Genomic DNA, 21,919 nt, shown 5'->3' with positions numbered 1-21,919 from the left:
TTTAGAGTGTTGATAACCTCTACACCCCTTGATTTTCCTTAACTAGTTTAGCCACACATTCCACATGGGCAGTTTGCGGAAACATGTCTACTGGTTGAATTTCCAAAGTTTTATAGCCCAATTCGTCCATTATTTTCAGATCTCTTGCTAAAGTTCCTGGATCACAGGACACATATACAACCCTCTCGGGCCCCATTTTAGCTATAGCCTCTAAAAGTATGCTCTCACAGCCTTTTCTAGGTGGGTCTACAACTACAACATCAGCTTTTACACCTTTTTCTATAAGCTTTGGTATAACTTTTTCTGATTGTCCAACAATGAACTCTACATTATTAACATTATTTTGTTTTGCATTCTCTATAGCATTTTCTATAGCTTCTGGAATTATTTCTACCCCATAAACTTTCTTTGCCCTTTGAGATAAAAACAATGATATTGTGCCAGTGCCACAATAAGCATCAAAAACAGTTTCATTTCCTGTTAGATCTGCATATTCTAAAGCTTTACTATATAATGTTTCGGTTTGTATTGGGTTCACTTGAAAAAATGATAGCGCTGATATGTTAAACTTAAAGTCTCCTATATAATCACTTATGGTATCCTCTCCCCATAAAGTTTTGCATTGTTGCCCTAAGATCACATTCGTTCTTTTATCGTTTATATTCTGTATAATACTTTTTATCCCTGCTATATTTTCTGTAATTGTTCTTACTAGTTTATCTACATGAGGTATATTTAAATTTTTTGTTACTAATACCACCATGGTTTCTCCAGTTTTAAAAGCTTTCCTTATCATTACATGTCTAATAATACCTTGATGAGCTTCTTCATTATAAGGCTCTATAGCGTATTTTTCACTCCAAGCCTTTATTAACTTAACTACCTCATCTGCAATTTCATCTTGTATATTACAAGTATCCATATGAATTATTTCATGACTTCTAGCAGCATAAAAACCTATTGTTACATCTTTGCCATTTTTACCCACTGGTAATTGCACCTTATTTCTGTATCTATATGGGTTATCCATTCCAATAGTATCATGCACAACTACAGCATTATCTTTTTCGTTAGAGTCTATACCAACAACTTTCAATTTCCCTATTCTTTCCATACAAGCTTTCACTCGTTCTCTTTTAAATTTTAATTGTTCCTTATAGGAATAATGTTGTAATTGACACCCGCCACATCTTTTATATATACTACAAACAGGTTCTACTCTTTCACTTGATTGTTCTATAATATCTACAAGCTTTCCAAAAGCAAAATTTTTATTTACTTTTACAATCTTTGCCTTAACTTTTTCACCTAACAAAGCATTTGGAACAAAGATTGTAAAATCTTCAATTTTTCCTACACCTTCTCCCTCGTACCCCATGCTGCTTATATTTAATACATATTCTTTATTCTTTTCTATTGGAATAACTTTAGCCATATTATCACCTACTATTTAAAATATTACTTAAACATTCTACATTTTTCTAGTTTATTTGTCTATAAAAACATACCACTTTGGTCAAGCTCATATTGAAAAAAAATAGCACCTTTTAAAAAGGTGCAAAGTCAATATAGAATCAGTTGTCTCTAGTTTTCTCATCGTATTATTTTACCCAGATATTTTTCTATTATACATTATTTTCACATAAATCTTCAATAAAAAATTAAAAAGATACTAATTTTTTCTTTTAATTTAATAATTTCTTAATAATTATTATTCATTAAAGGTTATTCTGGCCTTTTTAAGCATTTTTCTTATTGGTAGATTATAAGGACATTTATCCTCGCAGGCGCCACATTCTACACAATCTTTAGCTGTAGCTTTTAAAGAACCATACCTTTCTTCTGCCCATCCGCTCAAATTATATCTTTCTTTATATGCCTGGAAAATAAATATATTAGGTATGTCAATATTTTGCGGACATGGTCCACAATAACCACATCTTCTGCAAAACTCTGTTCCTAAAGATTCCTTTATAGACTTTATCTGCTCTTCTTCATCTTTAGTTAACTCAGTATCTACATCACATACCTTTGCATTTTCTTCTACCTCTTCTACTTTTCCCATTCCTGGTATAGCACAAGTTATATTCTCATTTTTTAAAATATATTTTAATGCCAAAGTTCCTTCTCTAAATGCTCCACCAGCTATAGGCTTCATAGCTATAACGCCTATTTCCAATTCTTTTGCTCGTCTAAATGCCTCCTCTGCTTGATTTTCAACTATATTGTAAGGATACATTATTGTTTCAAACTTTCCGCTTTCAATAGCTAATTTAATTATATCCAAGCTATGAGAGGTCATTCCTATATGCTTTATTTTTCCTTTATCTTTAAATTCCTGCAGAGCACTATAAGCCCCACCTTCGCCTAGAACTTTATTATACTCATCTATAGTTTTTATGTTATGAAATTGATAAAGGTCTATATACTCTGTTCTTAGGTTGGCTAAACTTTGATTCACATCTCTGATCATGCTTTCTTTATCTCTAGACATAGATTTTGTCGCAATAATCCACTTATTTCTTCTTCCTTCTAAAGCCATTCCTATATACTCTTCTGAAACAGAATATCCTCTTGCTGTATCTATGAAATTTATCCCTTTTTCTTCTGCTTTAATTATAACCTCTTTAGCCTGATTATCATCTATTCTTTGCATAGGAATTCCACCAAAACCTACTACAGAAACTTTTAGTCCTGTTTTTCCAAGATCCTTATATCTCATAATATGTCCCCCTCCTTCTTCTCACTGCAAATTTTACATTTATGTCTTTACTTTGTCAATTAGATATTATGTAAAAAAAGGGAACTGTTACACTTATAAAAAACTACAAAAGAAAGTTGACTTATACGCAGGAAGATGTTTCCAAAGATGAAAACACATATAAAAACTTTTTAGTCAATCTTAGCGAAACATTTTAGAAAATCTTAGAATCGTTTATATGTTTGAGGTACGAGTTTATAAATGATTCTTAGATTTTCAAAATGTTGAGCTTTAGATTGACAAAAGTTTTTATAATGTTGAAGCTTGGAAACAGCTCCCGGAGAATAAGTCAACTTTCGGCCGTACTCACCTAAGTGTAACAGCTCAATTTTTATTTTACATTATATTTGTTCTTCCATTATAAACAATTCCTCTTGTAACATCCATTGTTACAAATGCACCTGTTTTTAATATTTCAGTAGCACCACCTGCTCCACATATGATAGGAATTTCATTTGATATACACTCTATAGCAAGATGAGATGTTAATCCACCTTCTTCTGCTATAACTCCGCCAACTCTATCTAAGACTGAAAGATACTCTCTATCTAAGCTTCTTACAACAAGAATATCACCTTTATCTAGATTTTCATCCGCTTCTTTTACATTTTTAACTATTTTTACAGTACCATATCCTGGCTTATTACCTGCTCCTCTTCCTTGAACTAATATGTCTCCAACTATATGAACTTTAAGCATATTAGTAGTTCCCGAATAACTTACAGGTATTCCAGCTGCTATTACAACTAGATCTCCTTTTTTAACATATCCTGTTTTCAATGAAATCTCAACGGATTTTGCAATTAATTCGTCTGTAGACTCAACCTTTTCTGTAAGTATTGGAAATACTCCCCAGTTAAGAGCTAACTTTCTAGCAACCTTGTCACTTGGAGTTACAGCAATTATTGGACATCCTGGTCTATACTTTGATACAACTTTCGCAGTGTGTCCGCTTTGAGTTGCTGTAATAATTGCTGATGAATTTAATCCAGATGCAGTTGCACATGTAGCTAAACTTATAGCATTTGCTACATTATAAGTATGCGCTTCTCTTTTTTTGTTTAATAGTTCTTCATAATTTATTCTAGACTCAGCTTCCATAGCTATTCTTGACATAGTTTGAGCAGCCTCTACTGGCCACTTTCCGTTTGCTGATTCTCCACTTAACATTACAGCATCAGTGCCATCTAAAATAGCATTAGCTACGTCTGAAGCTTCTGCTCTTGTTGGTCTTGGGTTTCTTTCCATTGAATCCAACATTTGTGTAGCTGTTACAACAAACTTACCAGCTTTATTACACTTTTCTATCATCATCTTTTGAATTAATGGAACCTTCTCTATAGGAATTTCTGATCCCATATCTCCTCTAGCAACCATTATTCCATCTGAAAATTTTATTATTTCATCAATATTGTCAACGCCTTCTTGATTTTCTATCTTTGATATTATCTGTATATCCTGTCCACCAAATTGTTCCAATAACTTTCTTACAGCTAATACGTCAGCAGCCTTTCTTATAAAAGATGCTGCCACATAGTCAACACCAACTTCACAACCAAACTTTAAATCCTGAACATCTTGTTCTGTAAAAGCAGGAAGATTTGTTTTTACATTAGGTACATTAGCATTCTTCTTAGTGCTTATCATCCCACTATTTTTTACCATACAATGTATATCAGTTCCAACTACCTCTTGTACTTCAAGGCCAATTAGTCCATCTGCCATTAATATCATATTTCCTGGAATAACGTCCTTATATAGTTCGCGATAGCTTAAATTACATTTTGTAGCATCCCCTTCTACATCTTCTCCACAAACTATAGTAAATTTTGTTCCTTCGATTAATTCAACCTTTTCTGGAAAATATCCAGTTCTTATTTCTGGTCCTTTTGTATCAAGTATTATTCCTATTGGTTTGTTGTATTTCTCTCTTAATTTTTTTACTAATTTTATTCTCTCTCCATGTTCTGCATGGTCACCATGAGAAAAGTTGTGTCTTGAGCAACTCATTCCAGCTTCAATAAGTTTTGATAAGATTTCCTCATTGTCACTTGCAGGTCCAATTGTAAAAATCATTTTAGTTTTTTGCATAGTTTACTCTCCTTAATATAAATTTAAAATTTATTTTTTAAATGATAATGCTTTTGCTTTAGAAGTTGCTTTATTTAGTATGATAATGCTTTTGCTATTTCATAAAGTTTTTCATCAAATTTTCTTGGCATTGCTAGTGCTTCATCAATATCCATATCAATTATTTGACCGTTTCCTACTCCAACTACCTTCCCTGATTTTCCTTCTTGTAATAGTTCTACAGCCCTATATCCCATTCTTGAAGCCCAAACTCTATCCATACAAGTTGGACTTCCTCCTCTTTGAATGTGTCCAAGTATTGTAGCCCTTGTATCTATACCTGTAACATCCTGAACCTTTTTCGCTAATTTTTCAGCTCCACCTATACCTTCAGCCAAAATTATTAAGTTATGCATTTTCCCTCTTAGTTTACCCTCAAGTATAGTTCTACATAACTCATCTTGATTGTATCCTTTTTCAGGAACAATTATGCTTTCTGCTCCACCAGCAAGTCCTGTATAAAGAGCTATATCACCACAATTTCTTCCCATAACTTCTACGATACTTACTCTTTCATGTGATGTTGAAGTATCTCTTAATTTATTTATTGCATCTAGAACAGTATTTATTGCAGTATCAAATCCTATTGTATAATCTGTATAGGACAAGTCATTATCTATTGTTCCTGGTAAACCTATAGTTGCTATACCAAGCTTTGACAAAAGTTGAGCTCCTGCAAATGAACCGTCTCCACCTATTACTACAAGTCCATCAATTCCAAAAGTCTTTAGTATATTTGCTCCTCTTTTTCTTCCTTCTTCTGTTTTAAACTCTTCGCAACGTGCAGTTCTTAATATAGTTCCTCCTCTTTGTATTATGTCTGCCACATTATGCCTGTCCATCGGAAAAATTTCTCCGTTTATTAGTCCACTATATCCTCTTTGTATACCCATTACCTTAAAGCCTTTGTCTAATCCTGCTCTAACTACCGCTCTTATAGCAGCATTCATTCCAGGAGCGTCTCCTCCACTTGTTAACACAGCAATTGTTTTCATATTTATACCTCCTATGACCACTGGGACGTTTTATGTCCCACAAAGATTACACAAAATTTGTTATTTCCTTTTACGTATCAGTGATTTATATTATACCATAAACTCTATATCTTTTCATTACACTGGCAATATAATTTTAATAAAAATCATTTAAGTATTCAATTATTTTTGTTAAATTAATATTAAATTTAAATATTATAGAGGAGATAATCTTCCTCTATAATATTTTGTCTAATAAAGATTAAAAATATACTTATTTCTACATTATCTTAACATTTTCTTCTCCAAATTTGTTTCTTAAAGTGGACATTAATTCTATATCATTCTCTACCCAAAATTCTCTATCCACTCTAAATTTTTTTCTCTCTTTTCTTGTACACAAATAAACTGGAATTGTTCCTCTAAATTTAGAAACTATAGGTTTTAAATCACTTAGAATATTTTTCAAAAGTCCTTCTTCTTCTATTAGTATATACAATTTTTCGGTGTTTATTTTAAGTAGCGGTTCTATTGATTCACATAATATTTTAGGCTGCTCATCTTCCCTCATATTAACTCTTCCTTTTACTAAAACCATAGAATCCTCATTTACCAATTCCTTAAATCTTTGCAATACTTTGGGGAATATAACAATTTCTATCACGCCATATAGATCTTCCAATTTTGAAAAAGCCATTATGTCATTATTTTTTGTTACTTTTTTTGTTATTTCGGTTAATAGTCCACCTAATATCACATTATCCCCGTCTTTTACTTTTGCATCTTGAACTAAAGATTCTTCTAAAGTCTCATTCATTATTATATCTGAAACTTTTATACTAGTCTGTAATTTTAGTGTTTGTTCATACTCCTCTAATGGGTGCCCTGATAAATATAATCCTGTCATTTCTTTTTCCATAATCAATATATATTTCTTTTCAAATTCTTTGATAAGCGGGTATTGTATTCTAATTCCAATATCATCAACATTTTCAAAATCTGTGAAAAGGCTAATTTGTCCATTTATATTTTTCTTTCTGGAATTACTTATTCCATCTAATACCTTTTCATATACTGCAAGCATTCTTGATCTATAAATTTTGAAACAATCAAAAGCTCCTGCTTTTATAAGGCTTTCTACTACTCTTTTATTAATACAATTTATGTCAATTTTATTGCAAAAATCAGATAAATCTTCAAAATCACCTTTTTCTTCCCTCGATTTAACTATGCTGTCAATAACATTTTCACCTACATTCTTTATAGCTGAAAGTCCAAATCTTATTCTATCACCCTTAACTGTGAACTTAGCATAGCTTTCATTAATGTCTGGTGATAATACTTCTACTCCTTTCTCATTTGCAAATCTTATATAATAAGCAACCTTTTCACTGTCTCCTTTTACACTATTCAGCATAGCAGCTGTACATTCTGTAGGATAGTAATGCATTAGATATGCAGTTTGATATGTCACTACTGCATAAGCTGCTGCATGGCTTTTATTAAAGGCATAGCTTGCAAAGTCCATCATTTGGTCAAATATCTTATTAGCTATTTCTTCACTTATACCATTTCTTATACAACCTGGAACTTCTATATTACCATCGGCATCTACTATTCCATGTATAAAGTTTCTTCGTTCTTCCTCCATTACCTTATGCTTTTTCTTTGACATAGCACGCCTTACTAAGTCACTTCTTCCCATAGAGTATCCAGCTAAATCTCTCACTATTTGCATTACCTGCTCTTGATAAACCATTACCCCGTAAGTAACATTCAATATATGCTCTAATTCCGGAGTTAAATATTCTACTTCTCTAGAATTATTTTTATTTTTAATATATTTAGGTATCTCTCCCATAGGTCCTGGCCTATACAGACTATTACCTGCTATAATATCTTCCAAATTGTCCGGTTTAAGGTCCTTCATAAAGGATGTCATCCCAGCAGACTCAAGCTGAAATACCCCTACTGTTTTGCCTTCCCCAATCATTTTGTAAACATTCTTATCATCATAATCTATACTATCTAAATCTACAGCTATTCCCTTATTTTCCTTTATCATATTTACCGCATCTCTAAGAACCGTGAGAGTTCTTAAGCCAAGGAAGTCCATTTTTAGCAATCCTAATTCTTCCAAAGTTCCCATTGTAAACTGTGTAACTATATTGCCTTCATTTTTCTGTAATGGTACAAATTTCACTAATGGTTGAGACGCAATAACAACCCCTGCTGCATGAGTTGATGTGTGTCTAGGTAATCCTTCTAATGCCCTTGCAACATCAATTAATTCTTCAGTTCTTGGCTCATTGTGGTATGCATCCTTTAATTCTGGGTTTAATTCTAATGCTTTATCTATTGTTATAGTTGTGCCTTGAACTGCCGGAATCATCTTAGCTATCCTATCAACCTCAGCATAAGGATAATCCATAGCTCTTCCTACATCTCGTATGCAAGCTCTTGCTGCCATAGTTCCAAAAGTTATAATTTGAGAAACACTATCTATTCCATATTTATCTACTACATAATTTATTACCTCACCACGTCTCTCGTAGCAAAAGTCAGAATCTACATCTGGCATAGATATACGATCTGGATTTAAAAATCTTTCAAAGATTAGACCGTATTTTATAGGGTCTATTTTAGTTATTCCCAAAGTATATGCTACTAAAGATCCTGCTGCTGATCCTCTTCCCGGTCCAGTCATAATACCATTTTCATTGGAAAATCTTATAAAATCCCAAACTATAAGGAAGTAATCTACATATCCCATCTTTCTTATTATTTCGAGCTCATATTCTAATCTTTCATTCAGCTCTTTCGTAATCTCTGAATATCTTTCCTTTAATCCACTATAACATAAATTTTTCATATACTCATAGGGATCTGTTCCTTCTGGAAGCGGAAACTTAGGTAGTTTTGAATGGTGAAAATCATAATCAAAGTTACATTCTTCTGCTATCTTTACTGTATTTTCCAGAGCTTCTGGTGCATATGAGAATAGTCGATACATTTCTTCCGGAGATTTTAAATAAAACTCATCAGATGGATACCTCATTCTCTCTTGCTCATCTACAGTTTTACCAGTTTGTATACATAAAAGTATGTCATGAGCCTTAAAGTCTTCTTTGTTTATATAATGGACATCATTTGTCGCAACTAAAGGCATATTCAACTCTTTCGACATAATGATTAGTTCTTCATTTACTTTTAATTGTTCTTCCATTCCATGATATTGTAGTTCTAGATAAAATCCGTCCTTGAAAGTTTGTTTATAAAATAAAGCCGTTTCTCTTGCTTTGCTTAAGTTTCCCTTAGTGATATAAGATTGAATTTCTCCACCTAAACAAGCACTCAATGCTATTAAACCTTCACTATGTTTTACCAAAAACTCATGATCAACTCTAGGCTTATAATAAAATCCCTCAATTGAGGCCGTTGATACTATTTCCATTAAATTATTATATCCAACTTCATTTTTAACCAATAATACGAGGTGATGGTTTTCATTTTCCTTATCATTTTGCTTTATATTCATTGATTTTGGTGCCACATATATTTCGCAACCTATTATGGGCTTAATTCCTTGAGCCTTAGCCTCTTTATAAAATTCTACACATCCATACATAACTCCATGATCTGTTATGGCTATACTTTTCATTCCCAATTCTTTTGCCCTAGCTATAAGATCTGGAATTTTAGCGGATGAATCCAAAAGCGAATACCCTGTATGCTGATGTAAACTTACCCACTCTGGTTTTTCTATACTCACTGCTTCACCTTCTCTCTTGTAGAAACATTATAGACAAATTGTACTTAAATTATATCACTTTATGCTATATATTTTAATATAGAAAATAAACAAAAAAAGAGTGGCATGTAAACCACTCTTACCACATTTTAATCTTCGAAATCAACAGCAGCTGATGATTCCAACATTGGCTTTAAGTTTGCTAGCACCTCATCTACATGAACAGGATGTACTTGATATGCATCCATATCTTCACGTGAATCAAAAGTTGTAATTAGAGCCAAGTCATAAGATCTAGCTGAACGAACTACATCTATACCTACTTTTATACTCTTTAATGTTGGAACTTTTCCTTCTACTTTCATTATAATGCTTTTAGCTTTTTCCATGTTTTCTTTGCTTTTATCCTTTAATTTGAAAAAAACTACATGTGTAAACATTAGTATCCCTCCTAATTATATTTTTATTTCATAGCTTACCTTCTTAATATCTTCGCTGATAGGAAAGTTTTTGCTACTAAGTCTTTTTTATTATCAAGCATATCTATCTCAACCTTACAAAAGTTTCTTCCTGAATCTATTACATTTGTATTTATTTCTATCATACTATCCATCTGAACTGGTTTTATAAAATATGTATTGATACTATCTACTAATATATTGATATTGTTCTTTTGTCTTAGAGTCATAATTCCTATGGTTGATACAAGCATATTTAGCGAACTCCATGATGCTGTTCCTATAGGATCTAGCATTTCAGGCGTTATTTTACCATGAAAATATCCTTTATCTGCATTCATTTTAAATTCAAAATTTTTAAGTATTGAGTCTTCTAAAGTTTCAGCCGCCTGTGGTTGTCTCGCCATATGCTGAAGAGCTTTAATAACATCTTGCCTTGTTATAACTCCAACTAATTTTTTATTTTTTACTACAGGAAATAATTCTATACCTTCCCACCCCATTATGTGTGCTGCATACGCTACAGTCGTTTTGGGAGTTAAAGTTATTGGATCTTTATGCATCACTTTTCCTATAAGTTCCTCATCAGCATCTTTTCCCGATAAATCCTTCAATGTAACAATTCCTACAACTTTATTATCATCATCAACTACTGGATATCGTTGATGTTTAGTTTCCATAACTACCTTTTTCCACTTTGCTACAGTATCATTTACATTTAAAAAGTATGAATTAGGTTCCATAATATCTTCAATTAAAACAATATCTTTCTTTATAAGATTTTCTGATATAGCCTTGTTTATCATACTAGCAACAGTAAAAGTATCATAGGTTGTAGATATTACTGGAAGACATTTCTCATTAGCTAATTTTTTTATTTCGTCACTACACCCAAAGCCTCCAGTTATAAGCACTCCTGACTGATTTCCTAGTGCTAATCTATGGGCTTCTTCTCTGTTTCCAACAATAAGAAGACAATCTGCTGTTATATATTTTGCCATAGCATCAATCGTCATAGCTCCTATTGCAAATCTGTGTAATGTTTTATATATCCCATCTTTGCCTCCAAGCAAAGTTCCATCAACAATATTTATTACTTCTCCATATGTTAAAGCTTCAATATTTTTCTTCTCTACTTTTTCTATTCTCACAGTTCCAACTCTTGGAATAGTCGTAACTATTCCTAACGCGTCTGAATCCTTTATAGCCCTATACGCTGTCCCATCACTAACACCTAAAGCACTTGCTATACTTCTAACAGAAATTTTTGTACCAACTTCAAGTGAAAGTATATACTTGATTATATCCTCATGTTTTGACATAATCCAACCTACCTTCCTTCTTTTCTTAGCTCTTCTGCTATCTTTTCTATTCTTCTTAATCTGTGATTAACACCTGATTTTCCAACAGCCGGACTAAGCATTTCCCCTAGCTCCTTCAAAGATTCATCGGGATAATTCAATCTGAGCTCTGCAATTTCTCTTAGATTTTTAGGAAGTCTAGCAAGACCTATTTCTCTTTGTATAAGCTTTATACTCTCAACCTGTCTTACTGCCGCATTTACAGTTTTGCTTAAATTAGCAGTTTCACAGTTAACTAATCTATTTACATTATTTCTCATCTCTTTCATTATTCTCACATTTTCTAATTCTAAAAGAGAAGAGTGCGCCCCTATTATGTTGAGCAAGTCTACTATTTGTTCTCCTTCTTTAAGATAAACTATAAAGCTACTTTTTCTCTGTATGACTTTTGAATTTAGACCATATTCATTTATAAGATTACTTAAATCCTCTGCATAATCATTATCATGTGTTACAAATTCTAAATGATAGGTCTTTTCTGGATTAGCAATGCTCCCCCCACCTAAAAATGCACCTCTAATATATGATCTTTTGCATTCTTCAGCTTCTATTACATCTCTAGGTATACTATAGTCTAAAGAAAATATATTTTCGTTTTCTTTGAGTAAACCTACTTCTTTAAGCAAGTCTCTTACTCCCATTTCTTCTGTAATCAATATTATATAGACATTATTTTTTTTTAGTGAATTACTCCTTTTCACCATAATTTTAGTATGAATATTAAAATGTTCCTTTAACATCTTAAATATTAGCCTTGCAATAGCCGGATTTTCAGTAGCAATCTTAAAGCTAAATTGCTTATTGCCACCAAGCAGCAATGTACCACTAACTTTCATTATCGCAGATAGAGCTGCTATTGCCTCTTTCTTATCCATATTCGTATATCTACAAACTTCATTTTTAACTTTTAGCGAAAAAGACATGATTTCTCTCCCTATTTATTTTTATTTTGCTTTAACCTCTCTGATAAATAGAAATATTCAATAATTTTCTTTCTATCAAATAGTAACTTTTTGTCCATAATAGTTTCAATTAATATTGAAGCTAATTTCTCAGAATTATGTCTTATCAATCCATTTCTAACTGTTATAAAGTCACCTTCAATAATGTTTACATTCAACTTTTTTATTTCATCCTCATCTATGGAAACTAAATGTGATGCTTCTTCTTTATACTTTCCTTCTAATTCATCATCAATTTTCCCCACATTTATTACTACATAATCTATAACCTTATTACTAATATGTTTAAATATTGATCTTATATGATCCTCAACACCAAAGCCATCTGTTTCTCCCGGCTGCGTCATTATATTCGATACATATAATTTTATTGCTTGAGTTTTTTGTACTGCATCAGCAATATCTTTAACTAACAAATTAGGAATAACACTGGTATAAAGGCTCCCCGGTCCTAATATTATAGCATCTGCCTCTATTATAGCTTCTACCGCTTCCTTAAGTGCTCTTGCATTCTTAGGCTCAATAAATACCTTTTCAATTGGACTATTCCTTTTTAAAGATTCCACTGGAATATTTGATTCACCCTCTATTATTGCCCCATTTTTAAGCTTAGCTTTTAATACGACATTATCAAGAGTAACAGGCATTACCTTACCTGTTACTGCTAAAACTGAACTCATCTTGTGAACTGCTTCTTCAAAGTTACCAGATATACCATCCATAGCTGCTAGAAATAAATTCCCAAAGCTTTGATTTTTTAACCTTCCATCTTTAAATCTGTACTGGAGAAGTTCTTCCATTAGCGGTTCTGTATCTGCTAATGCAAGAATACAGTTCCTTATATCTCCTGGGGGCAGCATGCCTAAATCAAGTCTTAAGTCACCCGAACCTCCCCCATCGTCTGCGACTGTAACTATTGCAGTTATATTGGAAGTATAGTATTTTAGTCCCCTAAGCATAGTGGACAATCCTGTTCCTCCACCTATGGCTACAATTTTAGGTCCCTTTACCAATAGCCTTTTTTCATATATTAAGTTTTCGAGTTTTTTAGAGTCTAATGAAACATTTAAATAACCCTTATTTATAAGTACAATTATTGAACGCATTCCTTGCGTTATGGACAAGTATAAGACAAAGAGCCCAGAAACAATCAAAAACACATAAAAGGATATATAATAACCGTTATATAATCTTCTATTGGTAAACTCCAAAAATCCAAATGATATAAATAAAACTCCCATAGCACCAAGCATAACCCATCTTTTCACCTTTATACCTGGTCTAAACCAGTCTACTATTTTCATAGTTTTTTACCACCTTTATTAGTGTCTTCCTCTATATCTCTATGATCTATATTTACTTTATATCCGGAAGCTTTAAGCTTCTCAAAAATTGAATTTGCAATAGTTACTGACCTGTGTCTACCGCCTGTGCATCCTATAGATAGTATAAGCTGTCTTTTTCCTTCTTTTAAATAATTAGGAATTAAAAACTTTAACATATCTTCTAGTTTATCAACAAACTCTCTTGTCTCTTCAAATCCCATAACATAATCTCTAACTGGTTGATCATTTCCCGAATACTTCTTAAGTTCTGGTATATAATACGGATTTGGTAAAAACCTCACATCAAATACCAAGTCTGAGTCTATTGGCATTCCATATTTAAATCCAAAAGAGAGCACTGTTATAATTAGCTGAGTTTCCATCTGCCCTTCTTCTGAATAAATTTTTGTTATCTCTTCTCTAAGCTCCCTTGTGGCAAGTTTAGAGGTGTCAATAATTGTATCCGCTCTATCTTTAACTTCTCTTAATTTGTTTTTTTCAAGCAATATTCCATTCAATATTCTCCCATCAGGAGCCAATGGATGTTTTCTTCTACTCTCTTTGAATCTCTTTATAAGAACTTCGTCTGAAGCATCCAAAAATAAAATTTCATATTTATAACCTTCATTTTTTAAATTGTTTAAGCTTTCAAATAAATCATCAAAAAATTTCCCACCTCTTATATCTATTACCAAAGCTATTTTATCAATTTTACCATCAGTTTGATAGCAAGCTTCTGCAAATTTAGGTATCAATGTGGGCGGAAGGTTATCTACACAAAAATATCCTAAATCCTCTAAGCTTCTTATAGCTTGAGTTTTTCCTGCGCCTGATAGACCTGTTACTATAATAAATCTCATAGTCAACCCTCCTGTTGGTGATTTAATATACATCATTTCTTAATACAAATAAATATATATATATTATTATGAAAATATTAATATGCATTTACTTTATAATTATAACACAACAGTTTGTAAGAAGGAATAGAAGATAAAATGGAGAATTTAACCCTATTTTAGTGTTAAATTCTCCATTCTTTGCATCTTTGATTTAACATTTCATCAATCTTCTACATATTGCTACACTCTTCGCCTATAATTCTAACCTCAGTATAAAGATCTACGTCAAACTTATTTTTTACTCTCTTTTGAACAAGTTTAATTAAGTTCAAAACATCCGCAGCTGTAGCATTTCCTTTATTTATTATAAAGCCTGAATGTTTTGTGGATACCTCAGCATCCCCTACACTCATACCTTTTAATCCAGTGTCCTCTATTAACTTAGCTGCAAAATATCCCTCAGGCCTTTTAAATGTGCTTCCTGCTGATGGATATTCAAGTGGTTGCTTTTCACTTCTTCTTCTATTTAAATCATTTATTCTGTCTACAATCTTTTGTTGATCACCCTTATTAAGTTTAAAAGTAACCTCTAAAACAGTATATCCATTTTTAAGTATGGAACTCATTCTATATCCAAGTTCCAGCTGTTCTTTATTAATTACTACTATGTTTCCATTATTGTCTATAATTTTAGCACTTTCTATAACATTGGATATTTCTCCATTATAGGCCCCAGCATTCATTGCTGCTGCTCCTCCAATGCTTCCTGGAATTCCACATGCAAATTCAAAACCTGTCAAACTATTCTCCGCTGCAACATCAGAAACATCCTTTAACTGAGCTCCACTTTGGGCTATTATTATTTCGTCATCTACTCTTATATTGTCAAGTTTACATAATTTAACAACTACACCTCGTATTCCACCATCTTTTACAAGTAAGTTAGTTCCATTACCTATTATAAAGCATGGAACGTTATCTACCTTACATAATTTAACAACCTCTACTACCTGTTCAAAGCTTTCAGGGGTTACTAATATGTCCACAGGACCCCCTACTTTAAAAGATGTATGATTTTTCATTAGCGCATCTATTTCTATATTTCTAACATCTAGTACATTAGTTAATTTCGTACTGAAATCTTTAAATCTATTCATGTCATATTCTCCTTGAAAATTAAATTACGTATCATTTTTAGTATAATGTATGTACACCTCTTAATCAAGATTAATATCTAACAGCTTTCCATTTTCTTTAAATATTTTATAATATTATAAATTCTAATTATTATTTTTGAAATATTCTATAATACTTTGCGCCGCTTTTTTATCTAAAGATGGTGTATCTACTAGTTCTTCAAAAGTTGCCTTTTTTATCATATCTATACTTCCAAATTGCTTTAGAAGTTCCTTTCTTCTTTTTTCTCCAATATTAGGGATATCTTCTAGTACCGAATGAAGAACTCTTTTGTTTCTTAAACTTCTATGATATGTAATAGCAAATCTATGGACTTCATCTTGAATTCTTGTAATTAGCCTCATTACGTTGGATTGAATATTTATTGGAAGTTCTTCATTATTATATATTAACCCTCTTGTATTATGCCTCTCATCTTTTACCATTCCACATACAGGTATATTCATACAAAAATCCTTTAATACCTCTAATGCAATATTAACCTGACCTCTTCCTCCATCCATTAGTATTAAATCTGGAAAAACACAAAATTTTCCTGAACTTAAATCTAATTTTCTCTCCTGTATACCTTTTATCTCCTCCAATCCATGTTTAAATCTTCTCGTTAGAATTTCTCTCATACTATCATAGTCGTTTGCACCTTTTACCGTATTTATTTTAAATCTTCTATAATTACTATTTTTAGCTCTTCCATTTTCAAATACGACCATAGTCCCCACAGAGTCAACACCTTGTATATTAGAAATATCATAGGCCTCTATTCTACATGGAATATCTTCTAAATTAAGTATATCCGCTAATTCCTGCAGAGCTACATTATGAATTTCTTTTTCCTGAATAAACTTTATTTTAAAATTCTCTAATGTCATTTTAGCATTCTTTTCTACAAGATTTAATGTTTCTTTCTTCTCGCCTTTTTGAGGAATCTTTATAATTACCTTCGAACTTCTTTTCATTCCAAGCCATTCCTGCAAAAGTTGATGATCTTCAGTATCTGGAACATATATTGTTTTAGGAATATATGCCGTACCTCCATAAAATTCTTTAATAAAGTTTGAAATAATTTCTTTTTTGTCTATTCCACCAGTATTCTCAACAATGAAATGCTCTCTACCTGTTATTTTACCATCTCTTAGAAAGAACACCTGAATACAGCTGTCCTTTTCATCACTATATATATTTATAAAATCTTCATCCTCAAAGTTACCTGTAATTATCTTCTGCTTTTCAGTAACTTTTTCTATAGCTAAAACTTTATCCCTCAAGGCTGCAGCTTTTTCAAACTCTAAATTTTCTGCTGCTTCATTCATCTCTTCTTTTAAAGCTTTTAATATATTTTTTCCCTTCCCAGATAATAAATCTATAACATCAGCCACTATCTTTCCATAATTCTCTCTATTTATATATCCTCCACAGGGTGCTTTACAAAGACCTATATGATAATTAAGACATGGCCTTACTTTTTCTCCATCTACCTTTATAAACTTTTTACAATTTCTAATAGGGAATATCTTTTTAAGTAATTCTATGGTTTCGTATACAGCTGATACATCTGTATACGGTCCAAAATATTTAGCCCCATCTTTAGCCAATATTCTAGTTATAAAAACTCTCGGAAAATCTTCATTGATTGTTATTTTTATAAATGGATAGTGCTTATCATCTTTGAGTAAAATGTTATATCTTGGTCTATGTTTTTTAATCAGATTACATTCTAAGATAAGAGCTTCCATTTCTGAATCTGTTACTATATAATCAAATTCAGCAATATTTTTCACCATAGCTTTTACTTTTTCAGAATGATTTTTCGAACTTTGAAAATATTGCCTAACTCTATTTTTTAATATTTTGGCCTTTCCAACATATATTATTTCTCCTAAAGTATTTTTCATTAGATACACTCCAGGCTTATCTGGCAAAACCTTTAATTGATACTCAAAATCAAACACATGACCACTCCTGTTAATGTTTATTTATAAAAATCATTGGAATTTTGTATATTGCGAATAGAAGTCCAAATATTGCAAGTAATTCCTCTATGGTAGTCCCTATCTTAGAATTAGTCTTATATGTTATAGGAAACTTTATCTTTTTGTTTTTAAAAGGATATAAAAGAGGCACCCCTCTATTGGTAGCCATATCACATAATAAGTGCATTCCATAGCCTATCATAAAATAGTATGTTAAATAATTTATATTATATATATTCCCTATATAGCCTGCAATAAAGGAAAATATAACCATACCAGAAAGACTATGTGTCAACCCATTTCTATGAGACGATACGGCTATTATCATAAATGATATTCCTAACGCCTTTAAAACAGGTTCTTTAGTATATAGATAATCATACCATAATATTATTATACCAATACACATATAAAGAATAATCTTAGTTGTTTTATTTTTAAATGGAAGTATGTATTTATTTATAACACTTTTAGGATGATCAATATCTGGTAATATAGACGCTATAACCACTACTATTATGCCAATATAATTAAATTTCTCTGGCAATCTACTATAAAGTGATAAGAATGTCACGATTCCAATACCGGCATGAGTTTTACCTTTCATTTTATCTCCTTTTAAGTATACCTAAATCCAAATTTAGACATACTTGATATATTACTGTTTTTATATCCTCATTATTGTCTATATTATACCACTAAAATCCTAATAATTTTACTTTTTACAACAAAAAATTTCCCGGGAAAAATTTTAATATTACAAAATAAAATGTCAGTAAAACTTATTTCAGTTTACTGACATTAATGGCTTAGATATATTATAATCTTATTTTTTTAATGCTGCTCTCATTACTTCTGATGCTATTCTGGCAGCAGCTATACCTCCCTGTCCTCCATCTTCGACAATTACTGCAACAGCTACTTGCGGGTCATTATATGGAGCAAAACCGATAAACCACGAATGAGGCGGAGCATCCTTACCTCCATCTTGATGGTCCGCTGTTCCTGTCTTACCACAAACCTCAACTCCATCTATAGCTGCGTTAACACCAGTTCCTTCCTCAACAACAGATTTCATAAAATCTTTCATAGTGTTCGCGGTACTTTCAGATATAATCTGTCCCAATGCTTCTGGCTGTATAGTTCTTACTATATCTCCTTTACTTGTATCAACCTCTTTAACTAAATATGGCTTCATCATTATTCCACCATTAGCTATAGTACTTGAAACTACTGCCATTTGAAGTGGACTTGCAAGATCACTGCTTTGACCTATAGCACTTTGTGCAATACTTCCTTTTTCATAACTTTTTAATAGAGGAAATTTACTAGCTTCAACTGGAATTCCATCTGCAGGTATCTCCTTGTTAAAATAAAACTTTTCTGCAGTCTCTTTTAGCTTGCTATTTCCGAGTTCTAACCCCAGAGTTCCAAATACCACATTACTTGAATGAGTATACGCATCTCTAAAGCTTAAATTTCCTAATACCTCACCATTAAAATTATGGAGCGAATAATCCTTAGATATATATAAACTTCCATTGTCATCAAAGCTTCTATTTTTTATGCCTGATATATTTTCTAACGCGCTTATTGCCGTTATAGTTTTAAATGTAGAACCTGGCGGATATAGACCTGCAGAAGCTCTGTTTATTAATGGAAGATTCTTATCTTTATTAATACTTGCCCAAATTTCCTGTAAGTTATTAGGATTAAAAGATGGCCTTGATACCATTGATAATATTTCTCCTGTTTTAGGATTTAATGCAACTACAGCGCCTTTATTGTCACCTAGCATATCGTATGCTTTCTTTTGAACGTCATAATCGAGAGTTGTTTTTAAATTATCTCCTACTTTTTTTTCACTTTTCCCTTTGTTTATAATCAGGCTTTTCACATTTTCCTTAATGTCAGTGGACATAAGTTCTTCATCATACTTTCTCTCAAGTCCTGTTATACCATATTTTATATCCACATATCCTAATACATGTGCAAACAACTCTCCACCTGTATATTCTCTTTTCTGAGTTTCCTGATCCACTCTTTCACTCTTAGTAAGTGGTTTGCCATTTCTATCAAAAATAGTTCCTCTTAATACTTCATTTCTTTTAACCCATAGCCTTCTATTATATGCATTATTAACTATCTTAGGTCCTACTACTATTTCAAAGTATGTTATATACGATATTATTCCTATGAAGCATATTAAAAATACTACAAGAACCTTTTTTATATTATTCGATATATCATTCATATCTATCTACCCTCTTCTGATATCTTTTGAATTATACCTAATGAACAAAACGTGATAAGCATTGAAGTTCCTCCATAACTTACCAAAGGCAAAGTTACACCTGTAAGAGGTATTGCATTCATAACTCCACCTATTATGACAAGTACCTGTGATACTATCATAGAACTATATCCTACCGCAAGTAATCTCGAAAATCTGTCTTCTTCATAAAATGCAGCTCTCATACATCTATAGAATAACAGGAAGTATAATATTATTATTCCAAAACCTATAAGTATTCCAAGTTCCTCACATAAAACAGAAAAAATAAAGTCCGAAGTGTTGACTGGCACATATTCTGGATGCCCTAATCCCAAACCTGATCCTGTTAGTCCCCCTGATGCTATAGAAAACATCGACTGTACTATCTGATAGCTTTTTCCATTAGCGTATGCCCATGGATTCAGCCATATTTGTACTCTAACTTTTACATGATCAAATAACCTATAACTTATTAAAGCTCCCACAATAAATAGTCCAAAACATGTAACTATATATCTAAATTTTGATGTTGCAATATATAACATAGTTACAGATATTGCAAATATTATTAATGCTGATCCAAGATCCTTTTGGAGAACCATAAAACCTAAACATGCCATTACTACTAGTCCTGGTTTTATTAAATCTTTAAAAGTTTTATAATCCTTTAACTCTGCTCCCAGATAAGCTACTAAAAATAACTTTCCAACCTCCGAAGGCTGAAAGCTATAACCACCTATAACTATCCAGTTTTTAGAACCGTTTATTTCTCTACCAACCAGCATAGCCATTCCCATAAATATTAAGGTAACTATTAAGTAAATATACTTATGCTTCTGTTTGCTAAAGCTTCTTAAGTCTGGTAAAAGGACAACTATTAATATAAAACTCGTTACCCCTATAGCAAACCAAATTATCTGTTTTATAGAACTAGCTGTGTTAATTCTATATATCATAACCATTCCTATAACTGATAGTATACTTGAAAAGATAAATATATATTTATCACCATCCGAAAAAAACTTTCTTATTACAACATAAGAATATCCAATAAGCAAACATGTAACTACGGCCATAATCATAGCCCCTTTATCGAAAGGTTGTTTAAGTATAGCTAAATTACAAAAACATACTAAACATAGTAGGTATGTATATCTTAAGAGTTTTCTTTCATCTCTACTTGTATCCAAAAATAATCACCACCACATTTTAGATTTTTTTTAGAGGACAAAGGAGAATTGACAAAGGACAGTGAAGGATGATTTTTCTTCGTTATACTACGAAAAATCTTTAAATTTAAAGAAACTCCTGCTTTCTTGTTTCGCAAGAGTACTCTCTAAGTAAACGATGTTTTGCGTTAGCAAAACAAGTCTAAAAAAATAAGTTAGTTTTCTGACATAAGGAAGAAAAGTCACCTTCATTGTCCTCTGTCCTCTGTCAATTGTCCTCTAAAAATATATTTATTACACTATTACCCTAAAAGATGTATTTCCAATTCTAATCTCATCGCCTGAACTTAGATATTCTCTTCCTTCAAGTCTAATACCATTTAATAACGTACCATTTGTGCTACCTAGATCTTCTATAATACAATCATTATTTTTTAGATATATTCTTGCATGATAACCAGAGGAATACGGGTCGTCCAATACAAGTAAGTTTTCGCTCTTTCTCCCAATGGTTATTTCTCCTCGAATTGGAATAACACCACCTTTTCTTAAGTTACTGTTATTTCCTGGCTCTATTATTTCAAGTCCAAAAGATTTTCCGCTGTTTGGCCTTACTCGTCTGCCTCCATTTTTTATATCTTTATACATAATTCTGAGGGCTAAAAAAATTATAATATAAATTATTCCTATAATTATGATTTTAAAGATTAAACTTAATTTACTCAGATCCATATAACCACCTTC

16 protein-coding genes are annotated in these 21,919 nt (G+C 31.8%); all 16 read right to left on the bottom strand.

The window, feature by feature from the left end; genetic code table 11:
- Window positions 1–19 precede the first annotated feature (19 nt).
- Complete coding sequence (gene rlmD / locus I6U48_RS01635; protein WP_218318652.1) at window positions 20–1,435, bottom strand: 23S rRNA (uracil(1939)-C(5))-methyltransferase RlmD; 1,416 nt, start codon at window positions 1,433–1,435, stop codon at window positions 20–22.
- 276 nt (window positions 1,436–1,711) lie between these two features.
- A complete protein-coding gene (locus I6U48_RS01630; RefSeq protein WP_218318651.1) occupies window positions 1,712–2,722 on the bottom strand; it encodes an aldo/keto reductase in 1,011 nt (336 codons plus the stop codon).
- 375 nt (window positions 2,723–3,097) lie between these two features.
- Window positions 3,098–4,852 carry a pyruvate kinase gene (gene pyk / locus I6U48_RS01625; protein ID WP_218318650.1) on the bottom strand — a complete coding sequence of 585 codons (1,755 nt, stop codon included), beginning with the start codon at window positions 4,850–4,852 and terminating at the stop codon, window positions 3,098–3,100.
- Between the two features lie 74 nt (window positions 4,853–4,926).
- Window positions 4,927–5,886: a 6-phosphofructokinase gene (pfkA, locus tag I6U48_RS01620; protein WP_218318649.1), complete on the bottom strand. Its 960-nt coding sequence runs from the start codon at window positions 5,884–5,886 to the stop codon at window positions 4,927–4,929.
- 259 nt (window positions 5,887–6,145) lie between these two features.
- The gene (locus I6U48_RS01615; RefSeq protein WP_218318648.1) at window positions 6,146–9,637 is read right to left on the bottom strand and encodes a DNA polymerase III subunit alpha; all 3,492 of its coding nucleotides are present in this window, start codon (window positions 9,635–9,637) and stop codon (window positions 6,146–6,148) included.
- 128 nt (window positions 9,638–9,765) lie between these two features.
- Window positions 9,766–10,056 carry a Dabb family protein gene (locus I6U48_RS01610; RefSeq protein ID WP_218318647.1) on the bottom strand — a complete coding sequence of 97 codons (291 nt, stop codon included), beginning with the start codon at window positions 10,054–10,056 and terminating at the stop codon, window positions 9,766–9,768.
- Window positions 10,057–10,091: 35 nt separating this feature from the next.
- Complete coding sequence (locus I6U48_RS01605; RefSeq protein WP_218318646.1) at window positions 10,092–11,396, bottom strand: DRTGG domain-containing protein; 1,305 nt, start codon at window positions 11,394–11,396, stop codon at window positions 10,092–10,094.
- 8 nt (window positions 11,397–11,404) lie between these two features.
- Window positions 11,405–12,358, bottom strand: a complete 954-nt coding sequence (gene whiA, locus I6U48_RS01600) for a DNA-binding protein WhiA (protein WP_218318645.1) — start codon at window positions 12,356–12,358, stop codon at window positions 11,405–11,407.
- 11 nt (window positions 12,359–12,369) lie between these two features.
- The gene (gene mgfK / locus I6U48_RS01595) at window positions 12,370–13,701 is read right to left on the bottom strand and encodes a gluconeogenesis morphogenetic factor MgfK (protein WP_218318644.1); all 1,332 of its coding nucleotides are present in this window, start codon (window positions 13,699–13,701) and stop codon (window positions 12,370–12,372) included.
- Window positions 13,698–14,582 carry an RNase adapter RapZ gene (gene rapZ, locus I6U48_RS01590; RefSeq protein WP_218318643.1) on the bottom strand — a complete coding sequence of 295 codons (885 nt, stop codon included), beginning with the start codon at window positions 14,580–14,582 and terminating at the stop codon, window positions 13,698–13,700. The genes mgfK and rapZ overlap by 4 nt, the downstream gene beginning before the upstream one ends.
- Before the next feature lie 212 nt (window positions 14,583–14,794).
- Entirely contained in the window at window positions 14,795–15,721 is a 927-nt protein-coding gene (murB, locus tag I6U48_RS01585) for a UDP-N-acetylmuramate dehydrogenase (protein WP_218318642.1), read from the bottom strand.
- 123 nt (window positions 15,722–15,844) lie between these two features.
- Window positions 15,845–17,710, bottom strand: coding sequence for an excinuclease ABC subunit UvrC (gene uvrC, locus I6U48_RS01580; protein ID WP_218318641.1), 1,866 nt, complete (start codon window positions 17,708–17,710; stop codon window positions 15,845–15,847).
- A 13-nt stretch (window positions 17,711–17,723) separates the two neighbouring features.
- Complete coding sequence (locus I6U48_RS01575) at window positions 17,724–18,338, bottom strand: metal-dependent hydrolase (protein WP_218318640.1); 615 nt, start codon at window positions 18,336–18,338, stop codon at window positions 17,724–17,726.
- 219 nt (window positions 18,339–18,557) lie between these two features.
- On the bottom strand, window positions 18,558–19,985 hold the full coding sequence (locus I6U48_RS01570; protein WP_218318639.1) for a peptidoglycan D,D-transpeptidase FtsI family protein: 1,428 nt from the start codon (window positions 19,983–19,985) through the stop codon (window positions 18,558–18,560).
- A gap of 2 nt (window positions 19,986–19,987) precedes the next feature.
- Window positions 19,988–21,196 carry an FtsW/RodA/SpoVE family cell cycle protein gene (locus tag I6U48_RS01565; protein ID WP_218318638.1) on the bottom strand — a complete coding sequence of 403 codons (1,209 nt, stop codon included), beginning with the start codon at window positions 21,194–21,196 and terminating at the stop codon, window positions 19,988–19,990.
- Between the two features lie 273 nt (window positions 21,197–21,469).
- Window positions 21,470–21,907, bottom strand: coding sequence for an FHA domain-containing protein (locus I6U48_RS01560; RefSeq protein WP_218318637.1), 438 nt, complete (start codon window positions 21,905–21,907; stop codon window positions 21,470–21,472).
- Window positions 21,908–21,919 lie beyond the last annotated feature (12 nt).

It is taken from the genome of Clostridium thailandense (assembly GCF_019207025.1).
In the GTDB taxonomy this organism is placed as follows: Bacteria; Bacillota; Clostridia; order Clostridiales; family Clostridiaceae; genus Clostridium_AM; species Clostridium_AM thailandense.
This window is presented reverse-complemented; position numbering and strand designations above follow the sequence as displayed.